The organism is Rhizobium sullae (assembly GCF_025200715.1).
Classification (GTDB): domain Bacteria; phylum Pseudomonadota; class Alphaproteobacteria; order Rhizobiales; family Rhizobiaceae; genus Rhizobium; species Rhizobium sullae.
Window position 1 is genome coordinate 353391 of sequence record NZ_CP104145.1, and the last position, 23722, is coordinate 377112.

The window sequence follows — 23722 nt, forward strand, 5'->3', positions numbered from 1 at the left end:
GTTGCCTAGCTTCTGCTCCATCTTCTCGTTTCTCTTCTCCATCGGATAAGGCAAGCAATGCAGGATGACGGTTCAGGGGCAGGGGTAATCGGCGGCGAGCAGCCCCCGTGGAGCGTAGGCCGGATATTCTCCTTGATGAGGATATGGCCGGCCACAACCTTGGCATCATGCCAGTTCCCGGATGAAGCTAGAGCCTCGGCCGGAAAGCCAGGGAAGGCCGAGGAAGTAGACTCCGTTTTCAGAGGAGACGCCACGCTGGTGCTTCGGACGGGCCACCTCATCGACTCATGGCAAATACAATGAATGGCTAGCCCGGCTTATTCACCGGAGCAGGACTGAAGGGTCGGCGGGAGTGGTGTAAGCGTTTGCTTTGAAGTAGAAAAGGGGGGGCGAACCCAGTCCTGCAACGAAGCAGAAAAAAGCGCCTCTTTATTGCAGTTCCGGCTGACCGCTACATCTAAAAAGCGATAATTCCATGGTAGAAAGTCCACCCGCTTCCGCTTCGGAGCTATAACGCATCACAGCGGGTATGGGTTAGCTGCTCCGACACGTCCCAGAGCCGCGTCGCAATGCTCTCTGTTCGTGCGCTACGCGGAACCTTAGCAGATGCAGGAAAACCCTTTGTTTCTCCAAGACCACCTGGACCGTAGTACATTCCGCTCTTCGCCTCCGGTGCCGTCGCCGCAAAAAGCAGCGGCAAAGCGCCTTGTTCGCCTGAATGGAGGACAAGTGACCCCAGCAAGCGAAACAGGAGGGGCACCTTGTTTTCTTCTGATCTGTTGATTCCCCGCGCCGACAGGTCCGAGCGCGCCAAGCCCGGATGGGCGGCAATGCTCTGGATACCCCATTGTTCTGCCATGCTGCGGCGATGAAGCTCGATCGAAAAGATGAGGTTCGCCAGTTTCGACTGCCCATATGCAGCCATTGGCTTGTATTCCCGTTCGGACTGCAAGTCGTCAAAGTTGATCTTCCCGCGGTTAGCCGCGAGCGCACAGACGTTAACAACGCGCGAATCATCCCCTTTGCGCAAAAGCGGCATCAGATTTGCTGTCAGCGCAAAATGCCCGAGATAATTCGTTCCGAATTGCAGCTCGAAACCATCCTTCGTCACTTGGCGGCGCGGCGACATTATCACTGCAGCGTTGTTGATGAGGACATCTATCCGTTCACATCGCGCCCGCAGCTGTTCCCCGCAAGCCTCAACAGAACTGAGTTCCGCAAGGTCAAGCTGTTCAAAGTGAAGGATCGCCCCTGGGATTTTTTCGCGGATAAGCCCGATGGAAGTCTCGCCCCTGACTCTATCGCGCCCGGCAAAGATGATCTCCGCACCAGCACGCGCCAGTGCTAAGGCACATTCATAGCCTAGCCCAGCGGTGCCGGTGATAACGATCACGCGCCCGCGCTGAGAGGGGATGTTGGCTGCTGTCCAGCAGTCTCTTTTTCTTGCATCGGTCATTCAACCTTCCTTTCACAATGAACCTGAACTTTTGCTGGCATGAGTAAATGGTGATGTGGCGGATCCGCATCGCCTTCGCATCCGCCTATCCCGACGCCGCCCTCTTCAGGACCATCGCAAGCGCGCTTAGGCCCGCTCCGACATAGTAGGCGCGGCCGTGCCGCCGAACCCCGGAGCTCAGTCCACCAACCTCGCAAACCTCACGATCGTCCGCGATGCAGCAGGCGCCGCGGCAGCGCCCGTCCTGTTCACGCCGCCAGGGCCGCTCGGCTCCAGAACCCGACCGTTACCCGCACCCTCATGAATAAGCCGGGCTAGGCACGCAGGTTGAGTATCAACGCTGCCGACTTTGCTGCAAAACCGCTGGGGATCGCCGCCTTGCAGGCGGAAGCGCGAAGAGACGGCGACGTGGCAAACGGGTGCGTCTGACTATACTGGAACTCATGCTCTCCTGTGCCCCCTGATCGGCAAAGGAGCAGCCCCTTCACAAGGTTATCTCGGCTTGTTGGTTGGCTTTACCATCTTCTCTGGCATCCAGACGCCCTGTCACAATATCAATTATGTGTGCCGCATCAATGTCATCATTTCCGCGCCAAGCAACGACTTGATCAGGGCGGATGAGAATGAGGGGTTGATGGTAAAGACCGAGAATATCGTTCGAATCGATATCGAGGACCGTCAGATCCATACCCGCATTTGCAGCTGCTTCGATGAATTTCCCGCCACGATTTGAAAACGGTTGAAGTCGCAGTAGCGTCCACTCAAAGCCAAAACGATCGTACAGCGAGACTCGGTTATCCAACCAAAGATGTGGAGCGCGTCCACCTGGGGCGGCAGTGGGATTGTAGACATTCGGAAGGTCCGCATTCGGAGCGAGCGGCTCGGAGCAGATTACTGGCGAGTGATCGTAGCGCGCGCCGAAAGTAATGCCAGGTATGTTGAATTCCGCGCGCCCGTGCGCTTCAAGGTATCCGCCCGCTTCCTTGCGCAGCGCCGTTCCCGTCTCAGAGTCGTCTTCCAGTGCGGTCGTCGGGGTATAGCTCCCGATTGACTCGGCGAATTGCTTGGCGAAGCCGGTATTGCGAACAGCCACGGGACGTCTCTCGATCTCGTAGGTCGCAAGCAGCGAGGGCGGCGCCTTTCCCTTGATCACCGCGGCGAGTTTCCAACCAAGATTGACGGCATCATCGATGGCCGTGTTGTAGCCCAGACCACCTGCAGGTGTGAAAAGGTGAACAGCGTCGCCTCCGAGTAGGACGCGCCCGACCTGATAGCGCTCAGCCACAAGCGCATAACCAGCCATCCACGTTCCGCGAGAGAGGATTTCGGCCTGAACGGGGTAGCCGACGGCCGACTGGAACATGGCGAGTGCCTGCTCGTCGGAAATGTCCTCGTCCTTTTCTCCGTCCCGTAGTTGCGTGTGGAACGCAAACTCGCCCTTGCCGTCCACAGCCGCCATGAAGGCGCGTCTATCGCAGTTGAAGGTGACATTCATCCAAGCCGGAGGAAACGGCACAACGTCATAAAACTGCGGGCATCGCAGATAGAGCGCAAACATGCGGCCGCCAAAGAAGTCTCTTACGGCGCCGCCATCCCCTTCGTAACGGATGCCGAGGGTTTTGCGTACGAAACTTTTTGCCCCATCTCCCCCGATCAGGTAGTTGCAGCGGACGGAACGTGTGGCCCCATCTCCGGTCCGCGTCGCCTTGACAACAACGCCCTCTCCATTGTCGTCGAATCCGGAAATACGCCAGCCATAGTTCACCGATATGGCGTCCAACGCTTCGGCATGGCGGCGGAGAACCTGCTCGACGAACTTTTGCGAGACGCGGTGTGGCAGCTCGGCCGCACTCCAGGACCCCGACAAAGTAGTCACCTTTTCGCGAGCTTCCTTTGCCGAGGGCAACCGGAAACGGGCAAGTTCATGCCGGCAATATCGGGTGAAATAAGCGATATCGGTGGGAAAGTCGCCTGGCAGACCCAGAGCACGTATTTCCTCTGCAAAGCCTAGCCGCCGATAATGCTCCATCGTTCTGGCCTGAGTCGCGTTTGCCTGTGGATTGACCGCAGTCGAAGGCTTCTCATCGAATATGACAGCCGAAATCCCTCGGCGCCCGAGCTCATTTGCGAGCATCAGGCCGAATGGGCCGCCGCCTGCAATAGCGACATCATAAGCTTCCTCGGTCACGGCGTACCTCCCATTTTCCGCAATCGCAGAAATATAGTAAGGTAACCGGACTAATGTCAATCTATTGGCGGCTCTTCATGTCCACTGTCTGATTCTCAACATATTTGCCGAGAACCTCGATCATCAGATCCACCATCGCCGAGCCAAGCTCGTCGCGCATTTCTTTCTCAGCGACTTCCAGGCTCTCCTGGAAAGCCTCGAGCCATTCCAGTCCCTTTTCGGTGAAGCACACAAGCTTAGCTCGGCCGTCCGACGGATCGCGACGCTTTTCGATCAGCCCGGTTTGCTCTACCTGGTCCACCAGCTCGCTCATCGACTGCTTCGTTAGCGAGGCGCGCCGGGCCAATTCGGTCAGGCGGGTTCCGTCCTCATCGAGATTACGGGTCAGATTTATATGAGCCGCGGTAAGTTCGCTGTGACCGTTTGATCTCAAGTTGTCGATGATACGGCCCTCGAACAGTCTGACAGCCTCATTCATCCGACGCCCGATGTTGTTCCGCCGCCATGCGTTTCGTAAAATCATGCTCGGTATCCTCGATGATGCGCCGCGAAGATAAAACGTCTCCAGCGCAATTCCAGCCCCTGAGTCAATGTGATTGACAGTGTTGACGGCTCAGTTGTATGGTCAGGTATCCGAACTAAAGTAGATCGGCAAGTTCGTTGCCGCAGGAGGAGAATGCGCTTGGAAAGGGCTGTCGCCGATAGGGGCCGGCGCGGCCTGTGGTTCGTCCGTCAGTTGCCGCCTGCTTTCTGAGTTTCATGAGCGCACCTGAGCCGCTGCCTGTCTTGCGCACGGCGGTCGGGATTTAACTCCTGCGCCAGGGATGGTGCGGGACGAATGTTAACATTCTGAGGAGGATAAGCATACAATGGTAAAGGCGAACGGCGGCAAATCGCTGCAGAATATGGTCGATGAAAAGAACAATGATCTGGTCGACCATTTCTTCAATGACACGGTGGCGCCGCATTATCGCGCCCGAACAGGTCTCACCGCCCCGCTCATCCCGCCCGAAGTGATCGATGACAAAGAGGCGGCAGCATCCGTGATTGCAGCAGTAACCGAGACGAACGGATCTCTTGAGAGGGAAACGGGCGTCCAGCCGGGGCTCGTGGTTGCCATCGTCGGCGACGCTCCGGCGAGCCACGCCTATGTGGACCACACGAGCAAGATGGCCAACCAGTGCGGGTTCAATTCGATCCAGCATAACCTAGGTGAAGAGACGACGCAGGAAGAGCTTGAAGACCAAAATGAGCTCACCCAGACCGTCCTCATGAGAGAGAGCCATGCGTGAATTTCTATACATCGGTAATACGGCGCGCGTTATCTTCGGTTGCAGAACGATTTCCAAGTTGGCTGATGAGATACGTCGGCTTGGCGCGAGCCGCGCGCTCATCCTGTCGACCCCTTTTCAGCGCAATGATGCTGAGGCGCTCGCTCAAAAGCTTGGAGCCCTTGCAGCCGGAGTGTTCACGCGGGCAACGATGCATACTCCCGTCGAAGTGACGATGGAGGCCATTTCAGTTTACGACAAGCTTGAGGCGGATTGCATCGTCTCTTTCGGTGGAGGATCGACGATCGGCCTGGGCAAGGCCATCGCCTATAGGAACGATGCGCCACAGCTTGTCGTCGCGACGACCTATGCAGGCTCGGAGGTTACACCGATCCTCGGGCAGACCGAAAATGGCATTAAAACGACGGTTCGAGCCCCTTCAATACTTCCTGAAACAGTCATCTACGATCCCGAACTAACCTACAACCTGCCCATTGCAATGAGTGTCACGAGCGGCCTCAATGCCATGGCGCATGCAGTGGAGGGTCTCTATGCTCAGGATCGTAATCCAATAGCCTCGATTATGGCATTGGAGGGGATAGGGGCTCTCCACAAAGCCCTTCCGGCAATAGTCGCGAATCCGCAGGATACCGCTGCCCGCGCACACGCGCTCTACGGTTCTTGGCTTTGTGGTGCCATTCTGGGCACGGTCGGAATGGCTCTGCATCATAAGCTCTGTCACACGCTGGGGGGAAGCTTTGATCTGCCGCATGCGGAAACTCACGCCATTCTTCTCCCGCACACGATAGCCTACACAGAAGCAGCGGTTCCGGACCTGCTCGCACCCGTGGCGGAAATACTCGGAGCGCGACGTGCTGGTACGGGTCTTTATGATTTCGCGCTTGGTATTGGCGCGCCGATGAGGCTCCGCGATTTAGGAGTGACCGCTCAAGATCTTGATACAGCAGCGGAAATGGCCATGAGCAATCCCTACTGGAATCCGCGCCCGCTGGAGCCCGCTGCAATCCGGGACTTGCTTCAGAAGGCATGGAAAGGAGAAAGGCCCAGTTCGTAGCGAAGGAGCCCCTTGGGCGATGGCATCATGCGTAGAGTTGGGCTCAGCCGCTGTGCAGACAACGCAACTCGAGGCCGGAATCAGACGAAGTCTTTCAATGACGGGAGGAACAGCATTGATAGGTTATTTCACGGAAGGCGCCTCGGTCGAGGGAGTGAACGAGCGGATGGCCGCTGACATCGACCCTCGTCTGAGAGAGATTATGAGCTCGCTTGTGAAACATCTTCACGCTTTCATTAAAGAGGCCCGTATTTCGCAGCAGGAATGGGAAGCTGCGATCCGGTTTCTCACCGAAACCGGTAGGATTTGTTCAGAAGAACGGCAGGAGTTCATTCTCCTATCTGACACTCTTGGGGTCTCTATGCTGGTGGATGCCATCAACAACCGCAGGCAGTCAGGCGCCACGGAAAATACCGTGCTTGGGCCGTTCCATGTGGCTGGAGCGCCTCATCGCAAGATGGGGGATTGCATTACGCTAGACGGCAAGGGCGAAAGCTGTCTTTTCGAGGGAATAGTTGCCGATCTGGATGGTCATCCGGTCCAAGGTGCAAGTATCGATGTCTGGTCGGATAACGCTGATGGTTATTACGATGTGCAGCAACCTGCGCTTCAGCCCCAGTGGAACAACCGCGGTATTTTTGTGACCGGCGCCGATGGCCGTTACAGTTTCATCGGGATCAAGCCCGTATCGTATCCTATTCCAGACGACGGCCCGGTCGGCCAGATGTTGAACCATCTCGGCCGGCATCCCTACAGGCCGGCGCATATGCATTATATCGTCATTGCGACAGGCTTCCAGAAGGTCGTAACCCATACCTTCGTTGGAGACGACGTCTACCTTTCATCTGATGCGGTGTTTGGCGTCAAAGAGACCTTGATAGCGCCATATGAACGTGTCGTGGACGGAGAAACCGAATGGCGTTCACCGTTCAATTTCGTCCTCAACCCCATATAGGAGACATTCCGATGCCGAATGTGAAGATTTACCTGGATCATAGCCTGCCTGAGCAAGTCCGTCTCGATATCCAAGCAACTCTGGCGGCGTTGGGTAACGTGCTCTGCGCGAGGTTGCAGGTGGAAATGACCGCTTGCCAATTCGCAATCATGCCGGTGTATGCTATGGCCGGTCTCCCGAGCGTGAATGTTGAGCTTGCTATTCTGCCTAAACCAGAGCGCACTCGCAAAAGACTCGAAGACCTCGCAGAGGAGATTCAGCGATTGGTCGGCGAAGCTGCAGGAACGCATGTCGCCGTTCGGATGGTTCTTCTTGATCCAACGACCTACATAGCATTAAAATAATGTGAATAGAGCCGAGGCGGCGGCACTGCAGGCTTTATCAGCCGTACGATGTTCTGGATCTTTTGCGAGGCATCGGCGCGCGGGCCTGTCTATCGCTCTTTCAAGCGCAAGGGGCGGTTTATGTCAGGCGTAAATCGCGCCTGTCGTAGACCGTGCGTCGCAGCTGCGGACGCGATTTCCCGAGCATCCTTCAAAGCGAGCATATCAGGCCGCCCGCACGGCGACGTTCATTTCACCGATGCCGTCGATCCGGCAATTGAGGATGTCACCCGGTTCTACGGGTGCAACGCCCTCTGGCGTGCCCGTCATGAACACGTCGCCAGGCTCGAGCGTATACGCTTCGGATGCGTAAGCGATCAGCTTCCTGCAGTCGAAGATCAGATCGCGGGTGTTGGCCTTCTGGCGCGCTCACCCCCAATCTTGAGTTCGAAGTCGACATCGGAGGGATCGCCGAATTCGTCAGCGGTCACGAGCCAAGGACCGAAGACCGTGAACGTGTCACGCGACTTGCGATAGCTACGCTCCTCGGGACCGCGGATCGTCATGTCCAGGCCGATCATGAATCCTGCCACGTAGTCGAGGGCGTCCTCCTCGCGAACATGCCGGCCCCTCGTTCCGATGACGAAGCACAGTTCGATCTCGTGATCGGTGCGGCGGTCGGAACGGTCGGATACGACGGCTTCCGCGGCGCCGATCATGGAGCTGGTTGCCTTGAGGAAGACGCCGCATTCCTCGATCGTCTTGACGTGCGAACCGAAGTGGATGCCCTGGTCGGCACGCGACTCCTCAAGGTGAAGCTTATAGTTGACGGGCGCGGCTACGATCTTGCCGGGCTGCGCGACTGGGCTGAGGAGCTTCACGTCCGCCAGCTTAACGCGGCGGCCGTCGGCGGCGAGATTGCGCATCTCCGGAACCAGATCCGGGAGGTTAGCGATGAATGCGTCGCCACGAGGGTAGGGCCATTTCACAGGCGGGAGCCGGTCTACGATCGCGGAGACGTCGACGATCTCATCACCCTCCACAACGCCAACCCGATTGTCGTCAAAACGGCAAATGCGCATTTTCCATCCCTATCTCTATTCGGTGATCTTGAGTGCTGGTCTCATTCCTGCATGAGGATCGAATCCTTCGAGGTTCGCCTTCAAAAGGTCGCCCGTGTGCCGATAGTGTTCTACGAGAAGGCTTCCGGCGAGATCGCCGTCACGCTTGAGCGCGGCGTCCGCGATCCGCTTGTGCTCCTCCACCGCGCCCGAGCGCGAGCCGCGTCCAAGGCGGGCGATGTAGCGGTACCGGTTGCTCTCGTTGTAGAGCTGCTCGCAGAAGCGGAGCAGTGACTTCGAAGGGCATGCAGAGATGAGGACTGAATGAAACTCCTCGTGAGCGCGCTCCCACTGCTTCAATGCGTCGTCATCGTCCGCGTCGAGCCGGTCGGACTCGCGCTGGAGATGGTACTGCGCCAATACAACTTTCTCTTCCCATTCCACGCCTCCATGCAGGACAGCTTCGCGGATCGCGCGTTCCTCGACGAAGCAGCGGGTCCAAAGGATCTCGGCGTAGTGCTCGGCGCTGACAACGCCGACACGAAAACCGCGGTTCTCCATGCGCTCAACGAGACCTGTGGTCGAGAGGATCGAGAGCGCTTCGCGCAACGGACTGGCGCCCGTCGCATATTTCTCAGTCAGCAGTTCTATTTTCAGCTTCAAACCGGGTTCCAGCGCGCCGTGAAGGATGTCGCTGCGGATCTGCTCAAGGACGGTCGTAGTCTGAGAGACCGAGGAGTTTTTCTCCTTCGGTGTTTTCGAAGTCCCTGCCACGGATATTCCTTCCCGATAATTGCTCGCGTCATTTCAACCAGATTTTCGGCGCTGTCAAGAAAACATCGACAAAATCACTTTTATCGATATCTCTTGCAGAAGGCAAGAATATCGATATAGATAAGCTGCTAATGAGAGGGTCCTTGTCAATGACCGTACCGACTACCAACAGGTCGCCTGCATTCTCAATTCGACGAGCGAGCCACATATCGCTGGCTGTTTCGGACCTGAAGGCTAGCATTGCCTTCTATACTGAGGTGATCGGGCTCGTCGTTTCGGCCCAAGGCGATGATGTCGCCTACCTTCGTGGTGTCGAGGAAAGTGCTCACCATAGCCTGACCCTGGTCCAGAAGAAGGACCAGCCGTCATGTCTCAGGCTCGGATTTCGAGTCGATAGCGAGGCCGAACTCGATCGGGCGTTCGACCACTTCTCAGGATCAGGCCGCAATCCCGCTTTCGTCGATGTTCCCCATCAGGGCCGGACCCTGCACGTGCCGGACAGCATGGGCGTGCCGCTTGAGTTCTGCGCGACCATGCCCGCACAGCATCGGCTGCATGACCAGTTCCATGTCCAGAAGGGAGGGGCGGCACTCCGCTACGATCACGTTCAACTGCTTGCGCCCGACGTCGCCAAGGCGAGCGAGTTCTATACGGACCTCGGCTTCCGGATTTCCGACTACTTCGTCGACGGCGAGCATGACGAAAAACCGCTCGGCATCTTCATGTACCGGAAGAACAATCCCCACGACATCGTATTTCTGACCCGGCCGGGTCCGGTTCTCCACCACTTCGCCTACATCGTTGCGGACTCGACGTTCCTCTTCCGCGCACTGGATACCGGTGGCTCGCTGGGCTATGCGTCGAACCTTGAGCGTGGACCGGCAAGGCATGGCGAGGGCCATGCGCTCTATGTCTATTTCCGGGATCCCGATGGTCACCGGGTGGAGATCATGTCTCCGCCGATCCAGATGGGGGACGCGGAAGATGTCCCCATGCGGTGGCATCGCGGCAACCGGCATTCCTGGGAATATCCTGCACCGAAGAGCTGGTTGTACGAGGCGTCCAAGTTCGAGGGCGTCGAAATCGAGGGCAAGGGCACGGCGGCGAAGCTCCGTAGCCTCGAGGACTTTCTCGCGAACCGCCCGCTCAAGGTCGCGGAGTGATCATGACCGAGCGCCTGACGTTGCAGGGATTCGAATATCATACCTTCGGGACGCTGGAGAGGGACAGTCGTCCGATCGTGGTCTTCCACAAGACCGGCGGCGACGAGGGTGAACTCGTGCCGCTTGCGAACACCGTGGCACCTGGGACAGCGGTCGTCGGTCTCAGAGGTCAAGTCGTTGAGGATAGCAAGCTTCGTTTTTTCAAGCGGCTTGGAGCCGGCCGGTTCGACGAAGCCGACCTCGCGACGAGAGCGGATGACCTGAACGAGTTTCTGCGCCAGTTCATTTCGACCCATCGTGTGCGGCCTCCAGTCGCTCTTGGACTGTCGAATGGCGCGAACATCATCACGGCGGCACTGTATCGAGGCGATCCGCCTCTGAGCGCGGCCGTGCTGCTGCGTCCTGCGATTCCATTCAGGAACGCGACGCCCGCTTCGATCGGCGGCACGAAGCTGGTGGTCGGGGGAATGTCAGACGAAACGGTGAAGCCCGACGAAATCCTCAGGCTCACTGACGCTCTCAGGGCGGCCGGGGCTCGTGTCGATCTTACGATGATCGCCGCCGCTGGCCACAGGCTCGTGACGGGAGACGAAGCCGCCATCCAGGGATGGCTAAAGATGATTTAGTCGACTTTGTCGGCTAGTGGGAGGTGCAATGCAAGCGCAAATGCTCGATTTACCCGGTAGCCGGAACAAGCCCGATGGTGCGAAGACGCTGATATCCCTGTCAGACGTGCACATCAGCCTCGGACGCCGCCCGATCCTCACAGGAATCAATCTCGAAATCGCAAAGGGCGAGTTCCTCTGCATCGTCGGTGGTTCTGGATGCGGCAAGACGACCTTGCTCCGCGCTGTGGCAGGCCTTATCCAGCCCACCAGCGGATCGGTCAAGATCGACGGCAAGGCGGTCCTGGAACCGCGCCAGGATGTCGCCGTCGTTTTCCAGGACTATGGTAAGGCGCTGCTTCCTTGGCGCACCGCGTACGGAAATGTCGAGCTCGCACTTGAAGCGAACGGCACCCCCAGGGAGCGACGGAAGACCATCATAGAGGACTTGCTCGCGAAGGTGGGCCTCGGGGAGCAGGGGGCGAAGTACCCGTCCGAACTGTCAGGTGGCATGCAGCAGAGGCTTCAGATCGCACGTTGCCTTGCGCAGTCTCCGGCCGTCATGCTTATGGATGAGCCTTTCGGCGCGCTCGACGCGATGACGAGGCAGGCACTGCAGGACGAAATCCTTGAACTCGTTGCAAGCACCGGTACGACGGTCTTCTTCGTCACGCACGATCTCGAAGAGGCCGTCTATCTCGGCGACCGCGTCATCGGCCTGCGGCCGAACCCCGGCCGCGTCGGGATCGAAACTGGTGTCTCCCTTGCACGGCCGCGCAACCAGCTCACCTCGCGCGAGGACGCCGAATTCCTGCGTCTGCGCCGAAAGCTGTTCGACTTCATCCAGGAGGCCGAGGCATGAGCCAGCTCACCGTGACAATAGAAGATGAGGCCGCCGCGCCTCGCTTCACCTTCCCTCGTGGACTGGTTATTCCAGTGATCCTCGTGGCGGCGTGGGAGCTAGCGTTCCGGGTGGGCGGCTTCCAGAGTGACAGTCTTGCTGCTCCGGGCGGAGTCGCCGTTGCTCTAGTGCGCGGCCTTGCGAGCGGAGAGATCCTGCAGGCGACCGGCCAGACACTCTCGGCAGCCATGCTGGGTCTTGCCATCGCTGGGGTCATAGGTCTCGTCATGGGAGTGTTCCGGGGCCTCTTCTGGCGACTGGACTACGTGCTGGATGTCACCACGGAAGCGCTTCGGCCAATCCCGTCGTCCGCGCTGATCCCGGTGATGATCCTCATCTTCGGCTTCGGCTACAGGCTGGAGAGCGCCTGCGTGGCGTTCAGTTGCACCTGGACGATCTTCATCCTGACGCGCACAGCGGTCATGGGCGTCGAGCCGCGTCTCATGGAGGTCGCGAAAGTCCTCCAGCTCGGTCTGATTGACCGGACGTTCAAGATCATTCTCCCGGCGGCGCTGCCGCGCATATTCGTCGCCTTCCGCCTGGCAGCAGGCTTGGCGCTCGTTGTCGCCGTCACCTGCGAAGTCACCGCCAATCCGTTGGGTATGGGCTTCGAGATGATGTCGGCGAGCCAGTCACTCCGTCCCCAGCTGACGCTCGCATATCTTGTTTGGATCGGCTTAATTGGCTGGTCGCTGAATGCGATCCTCGTGTACGCACAGCACCGCTTCTTCGGTCCTGCCGCCTCGATCGGAGCAGCGAAATGACCGATAACCGACTCATCTGGCGCATCGGCGGCTTCGTCTTCGCGGCGCTCGTAGTGGCGATATGGCAGATCCAGGCCAACCTCGGCCTGATCTCCCCGATCTATCTGCCCAGCCCCCAGCGGGCCATGAATTCGCTCATCAACGGCTTCTCAAACGGCCTGCTGCTGGACCGAATGATGAGCACGGTCGAGCGGATGATCTACGGCTGGGGGCTAGCATCACTCCTCGGGGTCGTGCTCGGCTCGATCATAGGCATCTCGAGGGCTGCGCGGTCCTACCTCGAGCCCATGCTGGAATACCTCCGGCCGATGCCCGCATCCGCTGTCATTCCGGTCATGATTCCGATCCTGGGTCTTACAGAGACCATGGTTCTCACGGTGATTGGCTTCGCTGCGCTGTGGCCGACGCTGCTCGCAACGATTCATGGGTTCTCTTCCATCGAGCCCCGTCTGACCGAGGTTGCGCGAATCCTGAAGCTCAGCCGTGCGGGCTTCATCTGGAAGATCGCGCTGCCGAATGCCCTTCCTGACATCATTGCGGGCGCACGCATCAGCCTCACCTACGCACTGATCCTGTCGGTCGTTGGCGAAATGCTCTCTGGCCGCGAAGGTCTCGGCCAGTTCATCCTATCGTCGGCACGACTGTTCAAGGCGCCGGACCTGTTCGCAGGTGTAATGCTACTCGGTCTGCTCGGCTACCTGTCCGCCATGCTCGTCGCCCAGTTGGAGAAACATCTCCTGAAGTGGCGGAAAACCTGATCAGCCTGGCATTGCAAACATCTTTGAGGAGGAAAGAAAGATGAGGAAGACAGTTCTCGCAGTTGCATTTGCCCTAGGCTTGGCGACACCGGCATTCTCGCAATCCCCGGTGAAGATCAACGTCGGCTTTACACCGGTCATCGATTGCCTAGGCGCCTTCGTCGCAAAGGACCTAGGCTTTTTCGAGAAGCGCGGCCTGGACGTGACGATCACTCAGATGCCGAACAGCCAGTCCATGCCGCCTGCGCTCCTCGCGGACAGCCTTCAGGTAGGCGCCGTTGCCGCTCCCATCCTCATTCAGTCCAGGACGGGCGGCTTCCCGATAAAGATCATCTCTGGGGGCACGTTTGTCACCAACGCCAATCCGAACGGCGCCATCGTCGTGCGCAACGGCGTGAACATTAATTCCCCTGCCGATTTCGTTGGGAAGCGTGTCGCATCTGGCGCACTCGGAAGTTACTTTAACGTGCTCTTCCGCCAGTGGCTGGCAGACAATAAGGTCGACCCGGAGAAGGTGACCTACGTTGAAGTCGGTTTCCCGCAGGTCGGAGACGTGATGCGCAAACGGCCAGATCGATGCGTCGACTATCGGTCAGCCCTTCATCTCACGTATTGAAGAAGCGGGTGTTGGCAAGGCTTATCGCTGGTACGTCGGCGACTTCCCAGACGGTCTCCTTTCCAACGTCTACACGACGACAGAGGACTGGATCGCTAAGAACCCGAAGGCCGTAGCGGACTTCAAAGAAGCGCTTAACGAAGCGAACAACTTCATCAAAAGCAATTCGGAAAAATCCCGCGAAATTGCTGCAAAGTACCTAAAACTGCCGCCGGAAGGGATGAAGAACGTCCCGTTCTCCAACTATTCGATCGACGTCACCGAGGCCCAGGTCAAGGCCTGGAACGACATCATGAAAAGGAATAAGTTCATCGATGGCGATGTGGATGCTGCATCATTAATAGTGAAATAAGAAAGTGCTGTTGGGAGCTAGGCAAGGCACATGCATTGGGTGACTCTTAACGGCCTCATGACCTTCCATTCGATTGTAGAGCTGGGCAGCATCAACCGTGCTGCCCATGCTCTCAATGTCTCGCAATCCTCCCTGACCAGGACACTGCAGCATCTCGAAGCGAGGCTCGGCGGTACACTGGTGACGAGAAGTCCCAAGGGGATTGAACTCACGGCCTTCGGCGAACTGGTGTTCGCGCACGCGAATGACATCAAGCGACAGGTTGGACGAGCAGAGACATTCATCAAGACCCATCAAGATGCGTCCGCCCAACTCCTGAGAGTGGGTGTTGTCATGGTCCATCCCCTTATGGCTTTCTGCGACAGCATCGTGAGCTTGGTCGAGAAGCATCCGGAATTCCGCGTAGAACTACGGTTCGGATCGGCGACCGAGATGCTGCAGGCTTTACAGCAGGACGCTCTTGATATCGTGCTCTACTACACGTTGATGGGCACAGAGGCGGAAGGGCTGGTTCAGGATGTGCTCGCGGATGAGGAAGTCGCGATCTTTGCGAGCCCATTGCATCCCCTTGCCGAGAATCCAGCACCGTCCGTCGAGGATCTAGCCTCCGCAAGATGGACTCTTGGCCCGACTGATGTTTCCATCACTCGCTTGATTGCAGCAGTATTTGAAGAATCCGGTATCCCTGGGCCGGATATAGCAATAGAGGTCGACATGATCCCATTACGGCGGGCTATTACACAGAACTCCCGCTTTCTGTCCGCGTTTCAGACGCATCACGTTAGCCCCGAACTCGCGAACGGGAAGCTCGTCAGAATCCGGTTTCCATTGAAGCAGGAGCGGCGGTCGATCGGCACCATCCGGATCGGCCCTCACACGCGGCTGACGCGCACGTTCGTTTCCATACTTAAGGATGTGTACCAGCGTGAAGTAGGATTCGGCCGCTCCGGCTAGGTGGATTCCGCGGGCCCGAGTGGCAGCAAGCAAAACACTTCAAGCCCCGCAGCAATGATCGACAATGTCTTCGTTTGAAGAGGCAGTTTTCACGCATTAAGAGCGAGAGGTTTTCGACCGGATCAGGTTCGGGAGATTTCCATCAGATGCCGGGTCATGGCAAGGAGTGATGATTGTCCCGTAACTTGTTCTTCCGGACGATACGAGCACAGGGAGTGGATAAGGTCCTGCTCGAGCAGATCATCCGTTAGCCGAATGGGCAGGCGATCTAGGTCGAGGTCAGCGCACCGGTCGATGCGGCAATCGCCTTTGCCAGCCTGTCAGCACTGATGTCTTGAGGTCTCTCTAGATGGCGATTCGTGCCAGCGCCTGCACCGTCATGCAAAGCTAAAATTCGAGACTGAATGGCGCCTTGCGCAACCGCTTTCCCGTGGCGGCATGGATCGCGTTCGCCAATGCGGGAATCGATGGCGGGACTCAGCACTCTCCTGCACCGCCGATCCGAGTCGAATGTTCCAGGATGCTCGATTTCGGGGCATTGCGCCATTCGCGCGGCATCGAATTCGTCGAAGTTGGCCTGCACGACGCGCCCGTCTTTGAGGGTGGTGGCCTGACCCATTGCAGTTGAAAATCCGAAGATGATGCCTGACATCATCTGGTCGGCATAAATGCCAGGGTCAATGACGCCTATGGCCGAGACGCGGCAGCGGCGCCGGATCTGCACGCCGATCTCGGCCGGCGCGTCACGCGGCTGCTCGTAATGGCGCCCGCAGCTACGCGGCAAAGAGCCGATATGATGGTGGCGATCCTGATCAGCGAAGATACTCAGTCCGCAAAGGCCGGCACGACGACCAGCGACTGCTCAAGCCGGCGGCTTGATCTCTTCGGACTCGTAACTGGCCTTGGTGTTTGTCGTGGCGAACTTCTTCTTCCACTCGTAGAGCGAATGCTGGCACACGCCGAGCCGTTGCGAAACCTCCGCAACCGAATAACCCGTTCCGTGATCTGACGCACCGCATCACGCTTGAAATCGTCGCTGAAATTGCCTTTGCCCATGAAGGCCTCCTTACCTCAAATTTAGGGAAGAAGGCGTCTACAAATCTAGGGGCTTATTCAGGGCCTTCGATTTGTTCCTGACACAAAGCTGGTAAACGCCCTTAAAATCTGTTCGTCTAGCCGTTCCACCTTGGGCGCGTTCGCGGAACTGGTTGAAGCTACGTCGTGGTTTCGGCAGTCCGCACCTCTGGGGTCGCGCCAGCGACTGTTCGTGGTGCTTGACGAATGCGCCCAGGATTTGAACACCGGAGGCCTCGGCCCTCAGCTAACCGGTGCAGCGGGCTTGGCGCACGGGCGGCTTCACCGTGTGCCCACTATATGTCCAGCCAAGTGGAATGGGCTTGCCACCACAGTGCCGGCCGCATCCAAGACAAAAGCACCAACGTCGCCGACGGTCGACCGCCTGCTGCTTTCAAACGTGGCAAGCTGTGCGCCGAATTTGGCAAGCGACGCGTACCGATCGTGCCCCAATCCGTCAGATCCATGGGTGGAGGTGATGTCGATCACCCGCAGCCTCTCTTTGGCAGCGGCCTCTTTGATGATGGGATCGTCGATATTCAAGCGGCCAACACGTGGCCGCTCCCCTGCTATAAGGCTCGAGGCTGTGAGTGCCCGGTCATCCTTGGAGACAAGAAGCGTTATTGGCGTGGCCATTTTGCCGATATCCTTTAGCTGCGATCGGAATACATCCACATCGATGTCCGGCGCGCCTAAGATCACCACAAGCCTGTCGATCACATCTTCGCGGTGCTGCAGTTTAAGCTGGCGTACTGCCTCCATGATCAGGAACCCGCCCATGCTGTGTCCGAAGAGGATGATACGTTTCACCCTTTCCGACTCCGAAAGTGACTTTACCAAAAAGTCGAGATCGCTGCGCGAGTACAAGGACGCGTCCCGATCGGCGATATATCCGGCGACAGCTGCTGCCGAGGGCCAGGAGAATAGGACAAGAGTGCCCGGCACTTTTGCGTCTGCGGCTAGCTGCGCCGTCCTGAACAGCGCCTCCTGATAGCTGTAGTTGTAACCATGCACAAATATCCCGACGGTGCCGTCAAATTTCGACGAGCGTATCGTCTCTTGCACAAACGCTTTCTTCGGCAGTTGCTTGCGCCCGATGACTATAAATTGTCGCTCGCCGTTTGGGATCGACGTTGGGTAAATAATCGTGGCGTTTTTCCTGTCGGGAGGCACCGAAAACTCATACTGCTCGTATGCCAGTTCCCCGGACCACGTTCCGCCGAATCCGCCCCGCGTGGCGTCCCGGGTTCTGTTCGTTGCAACCAGAATTTTCACGGGCTGGGAAATGGCTTGGTTCAGCTGAACCGGATGCAGGACATCTGGAGAAGGCCTCGTGGTGCAACCCGCCAGAAACAGCATGCCGACAGCAATCATAACTTGAGACGTCACGCTCGAAGTCTCTTTTGAAGAAGGTTCTGTCATGAAAGCTCACTTCAGAGGGGCCAAAGGAATTGGCTGTTTCAGGGCATTGCACAGGATGTCCAAAAGCTCATCAGGACGATCGTTCCGGCAGGTCGAAAGCAGCAACGGATGCCAAATTTTTATTGTCGCCATGATGAAGATCGTGGGCAATCGGCTGAGATCTTGGGGTGCAAACTCGCCCCTATCGATACCGTCTGCGATGACGGCTGCCAGCACGTCACTGACGCGTGCGATGTGACCGTCGACGAGATCACGGTCGCGGTTGAAGCTCAGAAGGATGAGCTCGTGCACGGTCCTATGATAGGCGATGACATTGATGCTCATCGCGTGCTGCAGCTTAAGGTATCTCTTGATCCGAGAGGCCGCGCCGATCGGCAACTTAGAGATTGAGAGCGCTCTGGAGTAGGCGGTATCGAGGGTGCGGCCGAAAACCGCCCGCCGCAGCTCTTCCTTTGAATGGAAGAAACGGTAGATATTCGCCGGTGACATTCCGAGGCCCTTGGCGATATCCGCGACGGTCGTCTTGTCAAAGCCGCGCTGCCGAAAGTGATGCTCCGAGGCTTCGATGATCATCTCGGCGTTGGCTCTCGGGCGTTTTGGCCTACCTATTCCATCAATCACCATGTCGCTTCTGCTCCTGCCTCGCATGGCGTTGCACGCGCCAATAGCACCTTTGATATGAACGCGCGTTGCGACCGCCATCGTGGCCATCGAATGAGATGGGCCCCGAAGGTCGACCTCATGCCTCTACGGTGCTGTCGGCCTGAGCGCCTTCATCCTGGGCGATGCGGAACCAAACGACGTAGAGCGCGGGCAGGAACAGGAGAGTGAGTGCGGTTCCGACGACGATGCCCCCCATCATGGCGTAGGCCATCGGTCCCCAAAAGATCTCCCTGGAAATCGGGATCAGAGCCAGAGTAGCGGCGGCGGCGGTCAGCATGATCGGCCGCATGCGATGCTCGGTCGCTTCGATGACGGCCCGCCATGCCGGTACACCTTCTTTTCGGAGGTTCTCGATCTGGACAACCAGGATGACCGAGTTTCGGATCAGGATGCCGATCAGGGCAAGAATGCCGAGGATCGCAACGAAGCCCATCGGCGCATTGCTGAGGAGCAGGGCAGCGACCACGCCGATGAGCGCCGTCGGGGCGACTGCAAACACCAGGAATAGCCTGCTAAAACTCTGCAGCTGGATCATGAGGATCGTCGCCATGACGAATAGCATCAGCGGAGCAACCGCGACGATCGGCCCCTGGGCGTCTGCGCTCGATTCCACGGATCCACCGATCTCCACACTATAGCCGACGGGGAGGCCCTTCTGGAACGCCTCCACCTGCGGCCGCAGCTGCTCAACGACCGTAGCGGGTTGGGTCGGACCGACGACCGCCGCTTTGACGGTGATGGTCGGGATCCGGTCGCGGCGCCAGATGGTCGGCTGTTCGAGTTCATAGCGGAAGTTGGCGACAGCCGACAGCGGCACGGATTTTCCATTCGATCCCGGCAACTGCAGGTTCTGCAGCGTTTCGATCGAACCTCGTTCGGATGCTGCCGCCCGCCCGATCACGTCGATCAGATAGATGTTGTCGCGCACTTGCGTGGTAGAGGATCCTTCGACGATGCTATTCAGCACTGTTGCGATATCCTCGGATGAAACACCAAGTTGGCGCGCCTTGTCCTGGAGGACATCGACCTTGACCACTCTCGACGGCTCGTTCCAGTCGAAGATCAGGTTGGAAAGCAGCGGATGGCCGCCGACGATCGATGCGAACTGCTGCGATAACTCGCGGAGCTTCTGGATATCCGGACCGCTGATGCGATACTGCACAGGCTTTCCGACCGGCGGGCCAATGTCCAGCAGCTTCACGAAGGCATCTGTCCCAGGGAAAGTTTTCGTCAGGTAGTCCTGTAGTTCTGCCTGCACTTTGTCACGGACGTCCAGGCCTTTCGTGACGATGACCGTCTGACCGAAGGTGATGTCAGGCGTCTGAACGTCGAAGGACAGGATGAAGCGGGGTGCTCCTTCACCGATATAGCTCGTCCAGTGCTCGATGTCCTGGTTTTTCGCCAGCATCTCCTGTTCGAACTTTGTAATCTGTCTGTTGGTCTCGGCGATCGAGCTGTTCTGCGGAAGGTTCCAGTCGACGATCAACTCCACACGGTCGGATGCTGGGAAGAACTGCTGTTGCACCAATCCGAGGCCGCCGATGGAGACCGCAAACACGGTAATGGTGAGTACGATCGTGGCCCATCGCCACCGCATAGCCAGACCAAGTAGCCAGGAGAAGGCTGAGGCGAAACGCCCCTTCTTCTCGTGGTGTGATTTCATGGTTTTGGGTAGGATCGCCACGCCCAGAAGAGGCGTAAAAAGGACTGCGACTATCCAGGATACAATAAGCGAGACGGCGATGACGACGAACAGCGTGAAGGTGAACTCGCCTGCTGCGCTGTTATTCAGACCCACGGGAATAAAACCGGCGACGGTCACCAGGGTACCTGTCAGCATTGGAAAGGCAGTCGAGGTGTAAACATGGGTCGCCGCTTTTCTCAGGTCGTCACCGGCCTCGAGCCGCGCAACCATCATCTCCACCGCAATCATGGCATCGTCGACGAGAAGGCCAAGGGCGATGATCAGCGCACCGAGCGAAATACGCTGCAGCGAGATACCGGAATATTCCATGTAGACGAAAGTGATGGCGAGCACGAGCGGGATGGAGATCGCGACCACCATGCCAGCCCGAAGTCCGAGACTGATGAAGCTGATGACGAGGACGATGGCGATTGCCTCGAACAGCGCGGTCGTGAACCCTGAAACAGCCTCTTCAACGACCGCCGGCTGGTCTGACACGCGGTGCACGTCCGCCCCGATAGGCAGGTCGGCAACAATCCGCTGCATCTGGGCATCAAGCGCTTCGCCGAACTCAAGAAGATTGGCCCCGGCCTTCATCCCGATGGCCAGGCCGATCGCCGGCTGGCCGTTGAACCGGAACAGCGATGACGGAGGATCCACGTATCCGCGCCTGATCGTGGCAACATCGGTCAGCGGGAAGAAACGGTCGTTGACACGCAGATTTATCGACCTCAGGCTCTCCTCGGACGTGAACTGCCCTCCCACCCGCAGAGCGACACGTTCCGGCCCGGCATTGACGAAGCCAGATTGCGTTACCGCGTTCTGTGCCTGAAGCGTCTCAATGATGGATTGACGGTCGATCCCAAGCGCCGCGATCTGACGCGTCGAAAACTCGAGATAGACGGCCTCGTCCTGTGCCCCGATCACGTCAACCTTGCCGACATTCTCGACGGTTAGCACCTTAGCGCGAGCATCTTCGACTAGGTCGCGGAGCTGCCTTTGTGTCAAACCATCGCTGGTGAAGGCGTAGATGTTTCCGAAGACGTCGCCGAAGCGGTCATTAAAGAACGGCCCGACCACTCCGCTTGGGAATTCACCTTTTATATCGCCAATCATGTTGCGGACTCGGACCCATATGGGTTCGACGTCCCGCGCCTTGGTTGTGGGGAGCAGTTCGACGAATATGGTCGTCTGGCCGGCGACGGTTTGGCTCCGGACATAATCGAGGCTGTCGAGCTCCTCGAGCTTCTTCTCGATCCTGTCTGTGACCTGGCGAGCTACTTCTTCCGCTGACGCACCTGGCCACCGTGCGTTGATCACCATCGTCTTGATGGTGAAGTTCGGGTCTTCCTCACGTCCAAGATTGAGGTAGGAGAATGTTCCGGCAAGAACGAAGACCAGCATGAAGTACCAGACGAGCGAACGATGCTCGAGCGCCCAGTCGGAAAGGTTGAACTTCTTCACTCGCTGATCTCCTGGTCAATTCTGATGGTCTGGCCATCTTTCAATTTGTGGACACCGGCGACGACGATGCGATCGCCTGGTGCAACGCCTTGCACTACCCGAACCATCTCACCGGCGATGATCTGGCCGTCGATCTTTACCTCCCGAAGCGTGACCTTCTTATCGGCCGCATCGACAAGCCAGACGCTCATCGATCCTTCCTTCTGCAGCACCGCGGAAGCCGGCAAAAGGACCTGCGGTTCGTTTGAGATGGTTGCAGCGGCTGTGATGATCGAGCCCAATCGGAATGCCGCCGGGGGATCAACGAGGCTGATCTTTGTCCTGCGTGTGCGTGTCGCCGTTTCGGCCTCTGGGGCGATCTCCCGTATGACGCCGCTTGTACGAATGGTCGGGTCGAGTTGCAGGGTAATCTCGAACGGCTCTCCCGCCTTCAAACGCTCCGCCGCGCCTTGAGGAACATCGACGACGGCGTCGCGCTCGTCCGGTCGGGCGATCGTAACGACGACCTGCCCAGCAGATACGACCTGACCGACTTCCGCTGATGTGGCGGTGACCACGCCATCGAATTCGGCATGCAACTGTGCGTAGCCAAACTGCTCTTCAGCCTTATTGAGATTGGCCTGTGCTTTCGCAACGCTTGCCGCTGCACTGCGTCGCCCCTGTTCCGCCTCTTCCAGCGCAGCTTCGGTACCGGAGCGAGCTTGAGCGAGGGCCCTTTGGCGTTGCTCGGTGGTGGTGGCGTTGCGGAGTTGAGCCTGCGCATTCGAAAGGTCCGATTGCGCGCTGCGAACCGCAAGCTCAAGTGCCAATGGATCAATCGCTGCGACGATATCGCCTTTCTTCACGAGATCTCCGACGCCGACATTCCGGGCGATAACTCTTCCGAGCACCCGAAAGCCAAGCTCGGTCTCTATTCTTGGCTCGACTGTTCCCGTCAGCCGAAGCGAGGCGACGGGCGTCTGCTTGGCAGCGATGGAAAGCACCGGACGAGGAACGTCCTGCGCCACTTCCTCCTGTTTTTGGCACGACGCGAGGACCGTTGTAGCGAGCAGCAGGGCGACCAACTTAATGCGAGTGCTCATTTTACAGCTCCCCCGTCATACGAAACGATCTCGTTCGGCCTGAGGAACTTTGTGCCGTCCGAGACGACGATGTCGCCGGCCGACACGCCCGCTTTGATAGTGAAGTTGTTGGTCTGATACCCTTCGATCTCGATTGCTCGCAGCGCAGTCTTGGCGGATCGGGGGTCCACCACCCAGACCGCAGGCATGCCGCCTTTGGAGGCCATCGCAGACCATGGAAGCTGGATCATGCTGAGTGGCTTGTACCGAAAAGATCCGGCAACAGGAGCTCCGAGTGGCATCGACGTGTTGCCGTTCAAGCTAAGCTTGACCTTGATCGTCCCGGTGGAGGGGTCAATTGTCGGAGAAACCTCCCGCACTTTGGCATCGATTTGACGCGATAGGTCCGATAACAGTTTGACGGTCACCGATGGCTCTACCTCCCGCCCTAAAAAGAGCGTCTCGACGACCTCGAAGACGGCGTCGCGGGGGCCGTCATGGGCAAGTGTGAAGACGACCTGCGCGGCTTGAGCTACTTGACCGACCTCGGCATTGCGGGCGGTAATCACGCCATCGGCGTCAGCGCGGAGCTCGGTGAAGGAGAGCGCGTCCCGGGCGGTTTCCAGCTGTGCCTGCGCCGACTTTGCACTCCCCTGTGCCGTAAGCAGAGCCTCCTGGGCCTGGTCAAGCGCGGCGCGAGTTGTAACCTGCGTCCGAAACAGATTCTGCTGGCGATCGAAGGCGAGTTGCGCCTGGGTCTGTTGCGCCTCGGCTGCTTCCAAATTCGCCACAGCGACTTCGAGATCGGCTCGCTGCTCCTCCGCGTCGATGCGGGCGAGGATCTGGCCGGCCTTGACCGCCGCTCCGACATCCACAAGGCGCTCGATGATCTTGCCGCTCACCCGGAATGACAGGTCGCTTTGCACCCGCGCGCGGATATCGCCTGTGATCGTCCCGCCTTGGATCAGCGGCTGTTCCGTTGCCGTAACAACCGCTACTCGTCTCGGGGCTGTTTCCTGCGGACCTTGTTGTTCGCTGCATGATGATAGTACAGCGACGCTAGAAAGCGCCGTCGCGGCAAGAATGCGTTTCATTGGAAGACCTCTTGCTGTCCATGGCGGCGTCTATATAATTGACT

Annotated in this window: 21 protein-coding genes and 4 pseudogenes; 12 read left to right on the top strand and 13 right to left on the bottom strand. The window is 58.2% G+C overall.

Going from position 1 to position 23722, the window contains the following annotated elements; all coding sequences use genetic code 11:
- Positions 1 to 5: 5 nt before the first annotated feature.
- From N2599_RS35790 to N2599_RS38095, 4 genes and pseudogenes are all read right to left on the bottom strand, one after another.
- Positions 6 to 282: pseudogene (locus N2599_RS35790) on the bottom strand (hypothetical protein); the annotation flags it as partial.
- Positions 283 to 508: 226 nt separating this feature from the next.
- On the bottom strand, positions 509 to 1456 hold the full coding sequence (locus N2599_RS35795) for an SDR family oxidoreductase (protein WP_027511264.1): 948 nt from the start codon (positions 1454 to 1456) through the stop codon (positions 509 to 511).
- 484 nt (positions 1457 to 1940) lie between these two features.
- On the bottom strand, positions 1941 to 3644 hold the full coding sequence (locus N2599_RS35805) for an FAD-dependent oxidoreductase (protein WP_037142522.1): 1704 nt from the start codon (positions 3642 to 3644) through the stop codon (positions 1941 to 1943).
- 61 nt (positions 3645 to 3705) lie between these two features.
- Positions 3706 to 3957, bottom strand: coding sequence for a MarR family winged helix-turn-helix transcriptional regulator (locus tag N2599_RS38095; RefSeq protein ID WP_375714163.1), 252 nt, complete (start codon positions 3955 to 3957; stop codon positions 3706 to 3708).
- Positions 3958 to 4657: 700 nt separating this feature from the next.
- Here N2599_RS38095 and N2599_RS35815 point away from each other — a divergent pair.
- From N2599_RS35815 to N2599_RS35830, 4 genes and pseudogenes are all read left to right on the top strand, one after another.
- Positions 4658 to 4882, top strand: a pseudogene (locus N2599_RS35815) (tetrahydrofolate dehydrogenase/cyclohydrolase catalytic domain-containing protein); the annotation flags it as partial.
- Between the two features lie 46 nt (positions 4883 to 4928).
- Positions 4929 to 5990: a maleylacetate reductase gene (locus N2599_RS35820; protein WP_027511262.1), complete on the top strand. Its 1062-nt coding sequence runs from the start codon at positions 4929 to 4931 to the stop codon at positions 5988 to 5990.
- Between the two features lie 97 nt (positions 5991 to 6087).
- Positions 6088 to 6945 carry a dioxygenase family protein gene (locus N2599_RS35825; protein WP_037142517.1) on the top strand — a complete coding sequence of 286 codons (858 nt, stop codon included), beginning with the start codon at positions 6088 to 6090 and terminating at the stop codon, positions 6943 to 6945.
- An 11-nt stretch (positions 6946 to 6956) separates the two neighbouring features.
- Positions 6957 to 7289 carry a hypothetical protein gene (locus tag N2599_RS35830; RefSeq protein ID WP_027511260.1) on the top strand — a complete coding sequence of 111 codons (333 nt, stop codon included), beginning with the start codon at positions 6957 to 6959 and terminating at the stop codon, positions 7287 to 7289.
- 204 nt (positions 7290 to 7493) lie between these two features.
- On the opposite strand, the pseudogene N2599_RS35835 reads toward N2599_RS35830, so the two are convergent.
- Both N2599_RS35835 and N2599_RS35840 read right to left on the bottom strand, forming a co-directional pair.
- A pseudogene (locus N2599_RS35835) lies at positions 7494 to 8350 on the bottom strand (fumarylacetoacetate hydrolase family protein).
- A gap of 15 nt (positions 8351 to 8365) precedes the next feature.
- Positions 8366 to 9103, bottom strand: a complete 738-nt coding sequence (locus N2599_RS35840; protein WP_051336660.1) for a GntR family transcriptional regulator — start codon at positions 9101 to 9103, stop codon at positions 8366 to 8368.
- 149 nt (positions 9104 to 9252) lie between these two features.
- Between N2599_RS35840 and N2599_RS35845 the strand changes: the two genes are divergently transcribed.
- From N2599_RS35845 to N2599_RS35880, 8 genes are read left to right on the top strand one after another with little or no spacing between them, the layout of a single operon-like run.
- The gene (locus N2599_RS35845) at positions 9253 to 10266 is read left to right on the top strand and encodes a VOC family protein (protein ID WP_027511259.1); all 1014 of its coding nucleotides are present in this window, start codon (positions 9253 to 9255) and stop codon (positions 10264 to 10266) included.
- A 2-nt stretch (positions 10267 to 10268) separates the two neighbouring features.
- Positions 10269 to 10892: an alpha/beta hydrolase gene (locus N2599_RS35850; protein ID WP_051336657.1), complete on the top strand. Its 624-nt coding sequence runs from the start codon at positions 10269 to 10271 to the stop codon at positions 10890 to 10892.
- 28 nt (positions 10893 to 10920) lie between these two features.
- Entirely contained in the window at positions 10921 to 11733 is an 813-nt protein-coding gene (locus tag N2599_RS35855) for an ABC transporter ATP-binding protein (RefSeq protein ID WP_027511257.1), read from the top strand.
- Positions 11730 to 12536 (top strand): ABC transporter permease, encoded by an 807-nt coding sequence (locus N2599_RS35860; RefSeq protein ID WP_051336656.1) that lies wholly within the window; start codon positions 11730 to 11732, stop codon positions 12534 to 12536. Before N2599_RS35855 ends, N2599_RS35860 begins: the two co-directional genes overlap by 4 nt.
- A complete protein-coding gene (locus N2599_RS35865) occupies positions 12533 to 13294 on the top strand; it encodes an ABC transporter permease (protein ID WP_027511255.1) in 762 nt (253 codons plus the stop codon). Before N2599_RS35860 ends, N2599_RS35865 begins: the two co-directional genes overlap by 4 nt.
- A 40-nt stretch (positions 13295 to 13334) precedes the next feature.
- Positions 13335 to 13910 (top strand): ABC transporter substrate-binding protein, encoded by a 576-nt coding sequence (locus N2599_RS35870; RefSeq protein WP_027511254.1) that lies wholly within the window; start codon positions 13335 to 13337, stop codon positions 13908 to 13910.
- Positions 13906 to 14262, top strand: a complete 357-nt coding sequence (locus N2599_RS38215; protein ID WP_510404855.1) for an ABC transporter substrate-binding protein — start codon at positions 13906 to 13908, stop codon at positions 14260 to 14262. Before N2599_RS35870 ends, N2599_RS38215 begins: the two co-directional genes overlap by 5 nt.
- Positions 14263 to 14292: 30 nt before the next feature.
- Positions 14293 to 15216, top strand: coding sequence for a LysR family transcriptional regulator (locus N2599_RS35880; protein WP_027511253.1), 924 nt, complete (start codon positions 14293 to 14295; stop codon positions 15214 to 15216).
- A 268-nt stretch (positions 15217 to 15484) separates the two neighbouring features.
- On the opposite strand, the gene N2599_RS35885 is transcribed toward N2599_RS35880, so the two are convergent.
- From N2599_RS35885 to N2599_RS35915, 7 genes and pseudogenes are all read right to left on the bottom strand, one after another.
- Positions 15485 to 15940 carry a hypothetical protein gene (locus N2599_RS35885; protein ID WP_156915304.1) on the bottom strand — a complete coding sequence of 152 codons (456 nt, stop codon included), beginning with the start codon at positions 15938 to 15940 and terminating at the stop codon, positions 15485 to 15487.
- Positions 15941 to 16135: 195 nt separating this feature from the next.
- Positions 16136 to 16272: pseudogene (locus N2599_RS35890) on the bottom strand (transposase); the annotation flags it as partial.
- Between the two features lie 300 nt (positions 16273 to 16572).
- On the bottom strand, positions 16573 to 17712 hold the full coding sequence (locus tag N2599_RS35895) for an alpha/beta hydrolase (RefSeq protein WP_051336655.1): 1140 nt from the start codon (positions 17710 to 17712) through the stop codon (positions 16573 to 16575).
- A 6-nt stretch (positions 17713 to 17718) separates the two neighbouring features.
- Positions 17719 to 18336, bottom strand: a complete 618-nt coding sequence (locus tag N2599_RS35900) for a TetR/AcrR family transcriptional regulator (RefSeq protein ID WP_027511249.1) — start codon at positions 18334 to 18336, stop codon at positions 17719 to 17721.
- Positions 18337 to 18451: 115 nt separating this feature from the next.
- Positions 18452 to 21523 carry an efflux RND transporter permease subunit gene (locus tag N2599_RS35905; RefSeq protein WP_027511248.1) on the bottom strand — a complete coding sequence of 1024 codons (3072 nt, stop codon included), beginning with the start codon at positions 21521 to 21523 and terminating at the stop codon, positions 18452 to 18454.
- Positions 21520 to 22605 carry an efflux RND transporter periplasmic adaptor subunit gene (locus tag N2599_RS35910; protein WP_027511247.1) on the bottom strand — a complete coding sequence of 362 codons (1086 nt, stop codon included), beginning with the start codon at positions 22603 to 22605 and terminating at the stop codon, positions 21520 to 21522. The genes N2599_RS35905 and N2599_RS35910 overlap by 4 nt, the downstream gene beginning before the upstream one ends.
- Complete coding sequence (locus N2599_RS35915; protein WP_027511246.1) at positions 22602 to 23678, bottom strand: efflux RND transporter periplasmic adaptor subunit; 1077 nt, start codon at positions 23676 to 23678, stop codon at positions 22602 to 22604. Before N2599_RS35915 ends, N2599_RS35910 begins: the two co-directional genes overlap by 4 nt.
- Positions 23679 to 23722 lie beyond the last annotated feature (44 nt).

What these genes read in the sequence shown, in the direction of transcription:
- N2599_RS35795 (WP_027511264.1), bottom strand. Translation starts at nt 1,456, where the DNA reads ATGACCGATGCAAGAAAAAGAGACTGCTGGACAGCAGCCAACATCCCC.
- N2599_RS38095 (WP_375714163.1), bottom strand. Translation starts at nt 3,957, where the DNA reads ATGAGCGAGCTGGTGGACCAGGTAGAGCAAACCGGGCTGATCGAAAAG.
- N2599_RS35820 (WP_027511262.1), top strand. Translation starts at nt 4,929, where the DNA reads ATGCGTGAATTTCTATACATCGGTAATACGGCGCGCGTTATCTTCGGT.
- N2599_RS35825 (WP_037142517.1), top strand. Translation starts at nt 6,088, where the DNA reads ATGACGGGAGGAACAGCATTGATAGGTTATTTCACGGAAGGCGCCTCG.
- N2599_RS35830 (WP_027511260.1), top strand. Translation starts at nt 6,957, where the DNA reads ATGCCGAATGTGAAGATTTACCTGGATCATAGCCTGCCTGAGCAAGTC.
- N2599_RS35845 (WP_027511259.1), top strand. Translation starts at nt 9,253, where the DNA reads ATGACCGTACCGACTACCAACAGGTCGCCTGCATTCTCAATTCGACGA.
- N2599_RS35850 (WP_051336657.1), top strand. Translation starts at nt 10,269, where the DNA reads ATGACCGAGCGCCTGACGTTGCAGGGATTCGAATATCATACCTTCGGG.
- N2599_RS35855 (WP_027511257.1), top strand. Translation starts at nt 10,921, where the DNA reads ATGCAAGCGCAAATGCTCGATTTACCCGGTAGCCGGAACAAGCCCGAT.
- N2599_RS35860 (WP_051336656.1), top strand. Translation starts at nt 11,730, where the DNA reads ATGAGCCAGCTCACCGTGACAATAGAAGATGAGGCCGCCGCGCCTCGC.
- N2599_RS35865 (WP_027511255.1), top strand. Translation starts at nt 12,533, where the DNA reads ATGACCGATAACCGACTCATCTGGCGCATCGGCGGCTTCGTCTTCGCG.
- N2599_RS35870 (WP_027511254.1), top strand. Translation starts at nt 13,335, where the DNA reads ATGAGGAAGACAGTTCTCGCAGTTGCATTTGCCCTAGGCTTGGCGACA.
- N2599_RS35880 (WP_027511253.1), top strand. Translation starts at nt 14,293, where the DNA reads ATGCATTGGGTGACTCTTAACGGCCTCATGACCTTCCATTCGATTGTA.
- N2599_RS35895 (WP_051336655.1), bottom strand. Translation starts at nt 17,712, where the DNA reads ATGACAGAACCTTCTTCAAAAGAGACTTCGAGCGTGACGTCTCAAGTT.
- N2599_RS35900 (WP_027511249.1), bottom strand. Translation starts at nt 18,336, where the DNA reads ATGGTGATTGATGGAATAGGTAGGCCAAAACGCCCGAGAGCCAACGCC.
- N2599_RS35910 (WP_027511247.1), bottom strand. Translation starts at nt 22,605, where the DNA reads ATGAGCACTCGCATTAAGTTGGTCGCCCTGCTGCTCGCTACAACGGTC.
- N2599_RS35915 (WP_027511246.1), bottom strand. Translation starts at nt 23,678, where the DNA reads ATGAAACGCATTCTTGCCGCGACGGCGCTTTCTAGCGTCGCTGTACTA.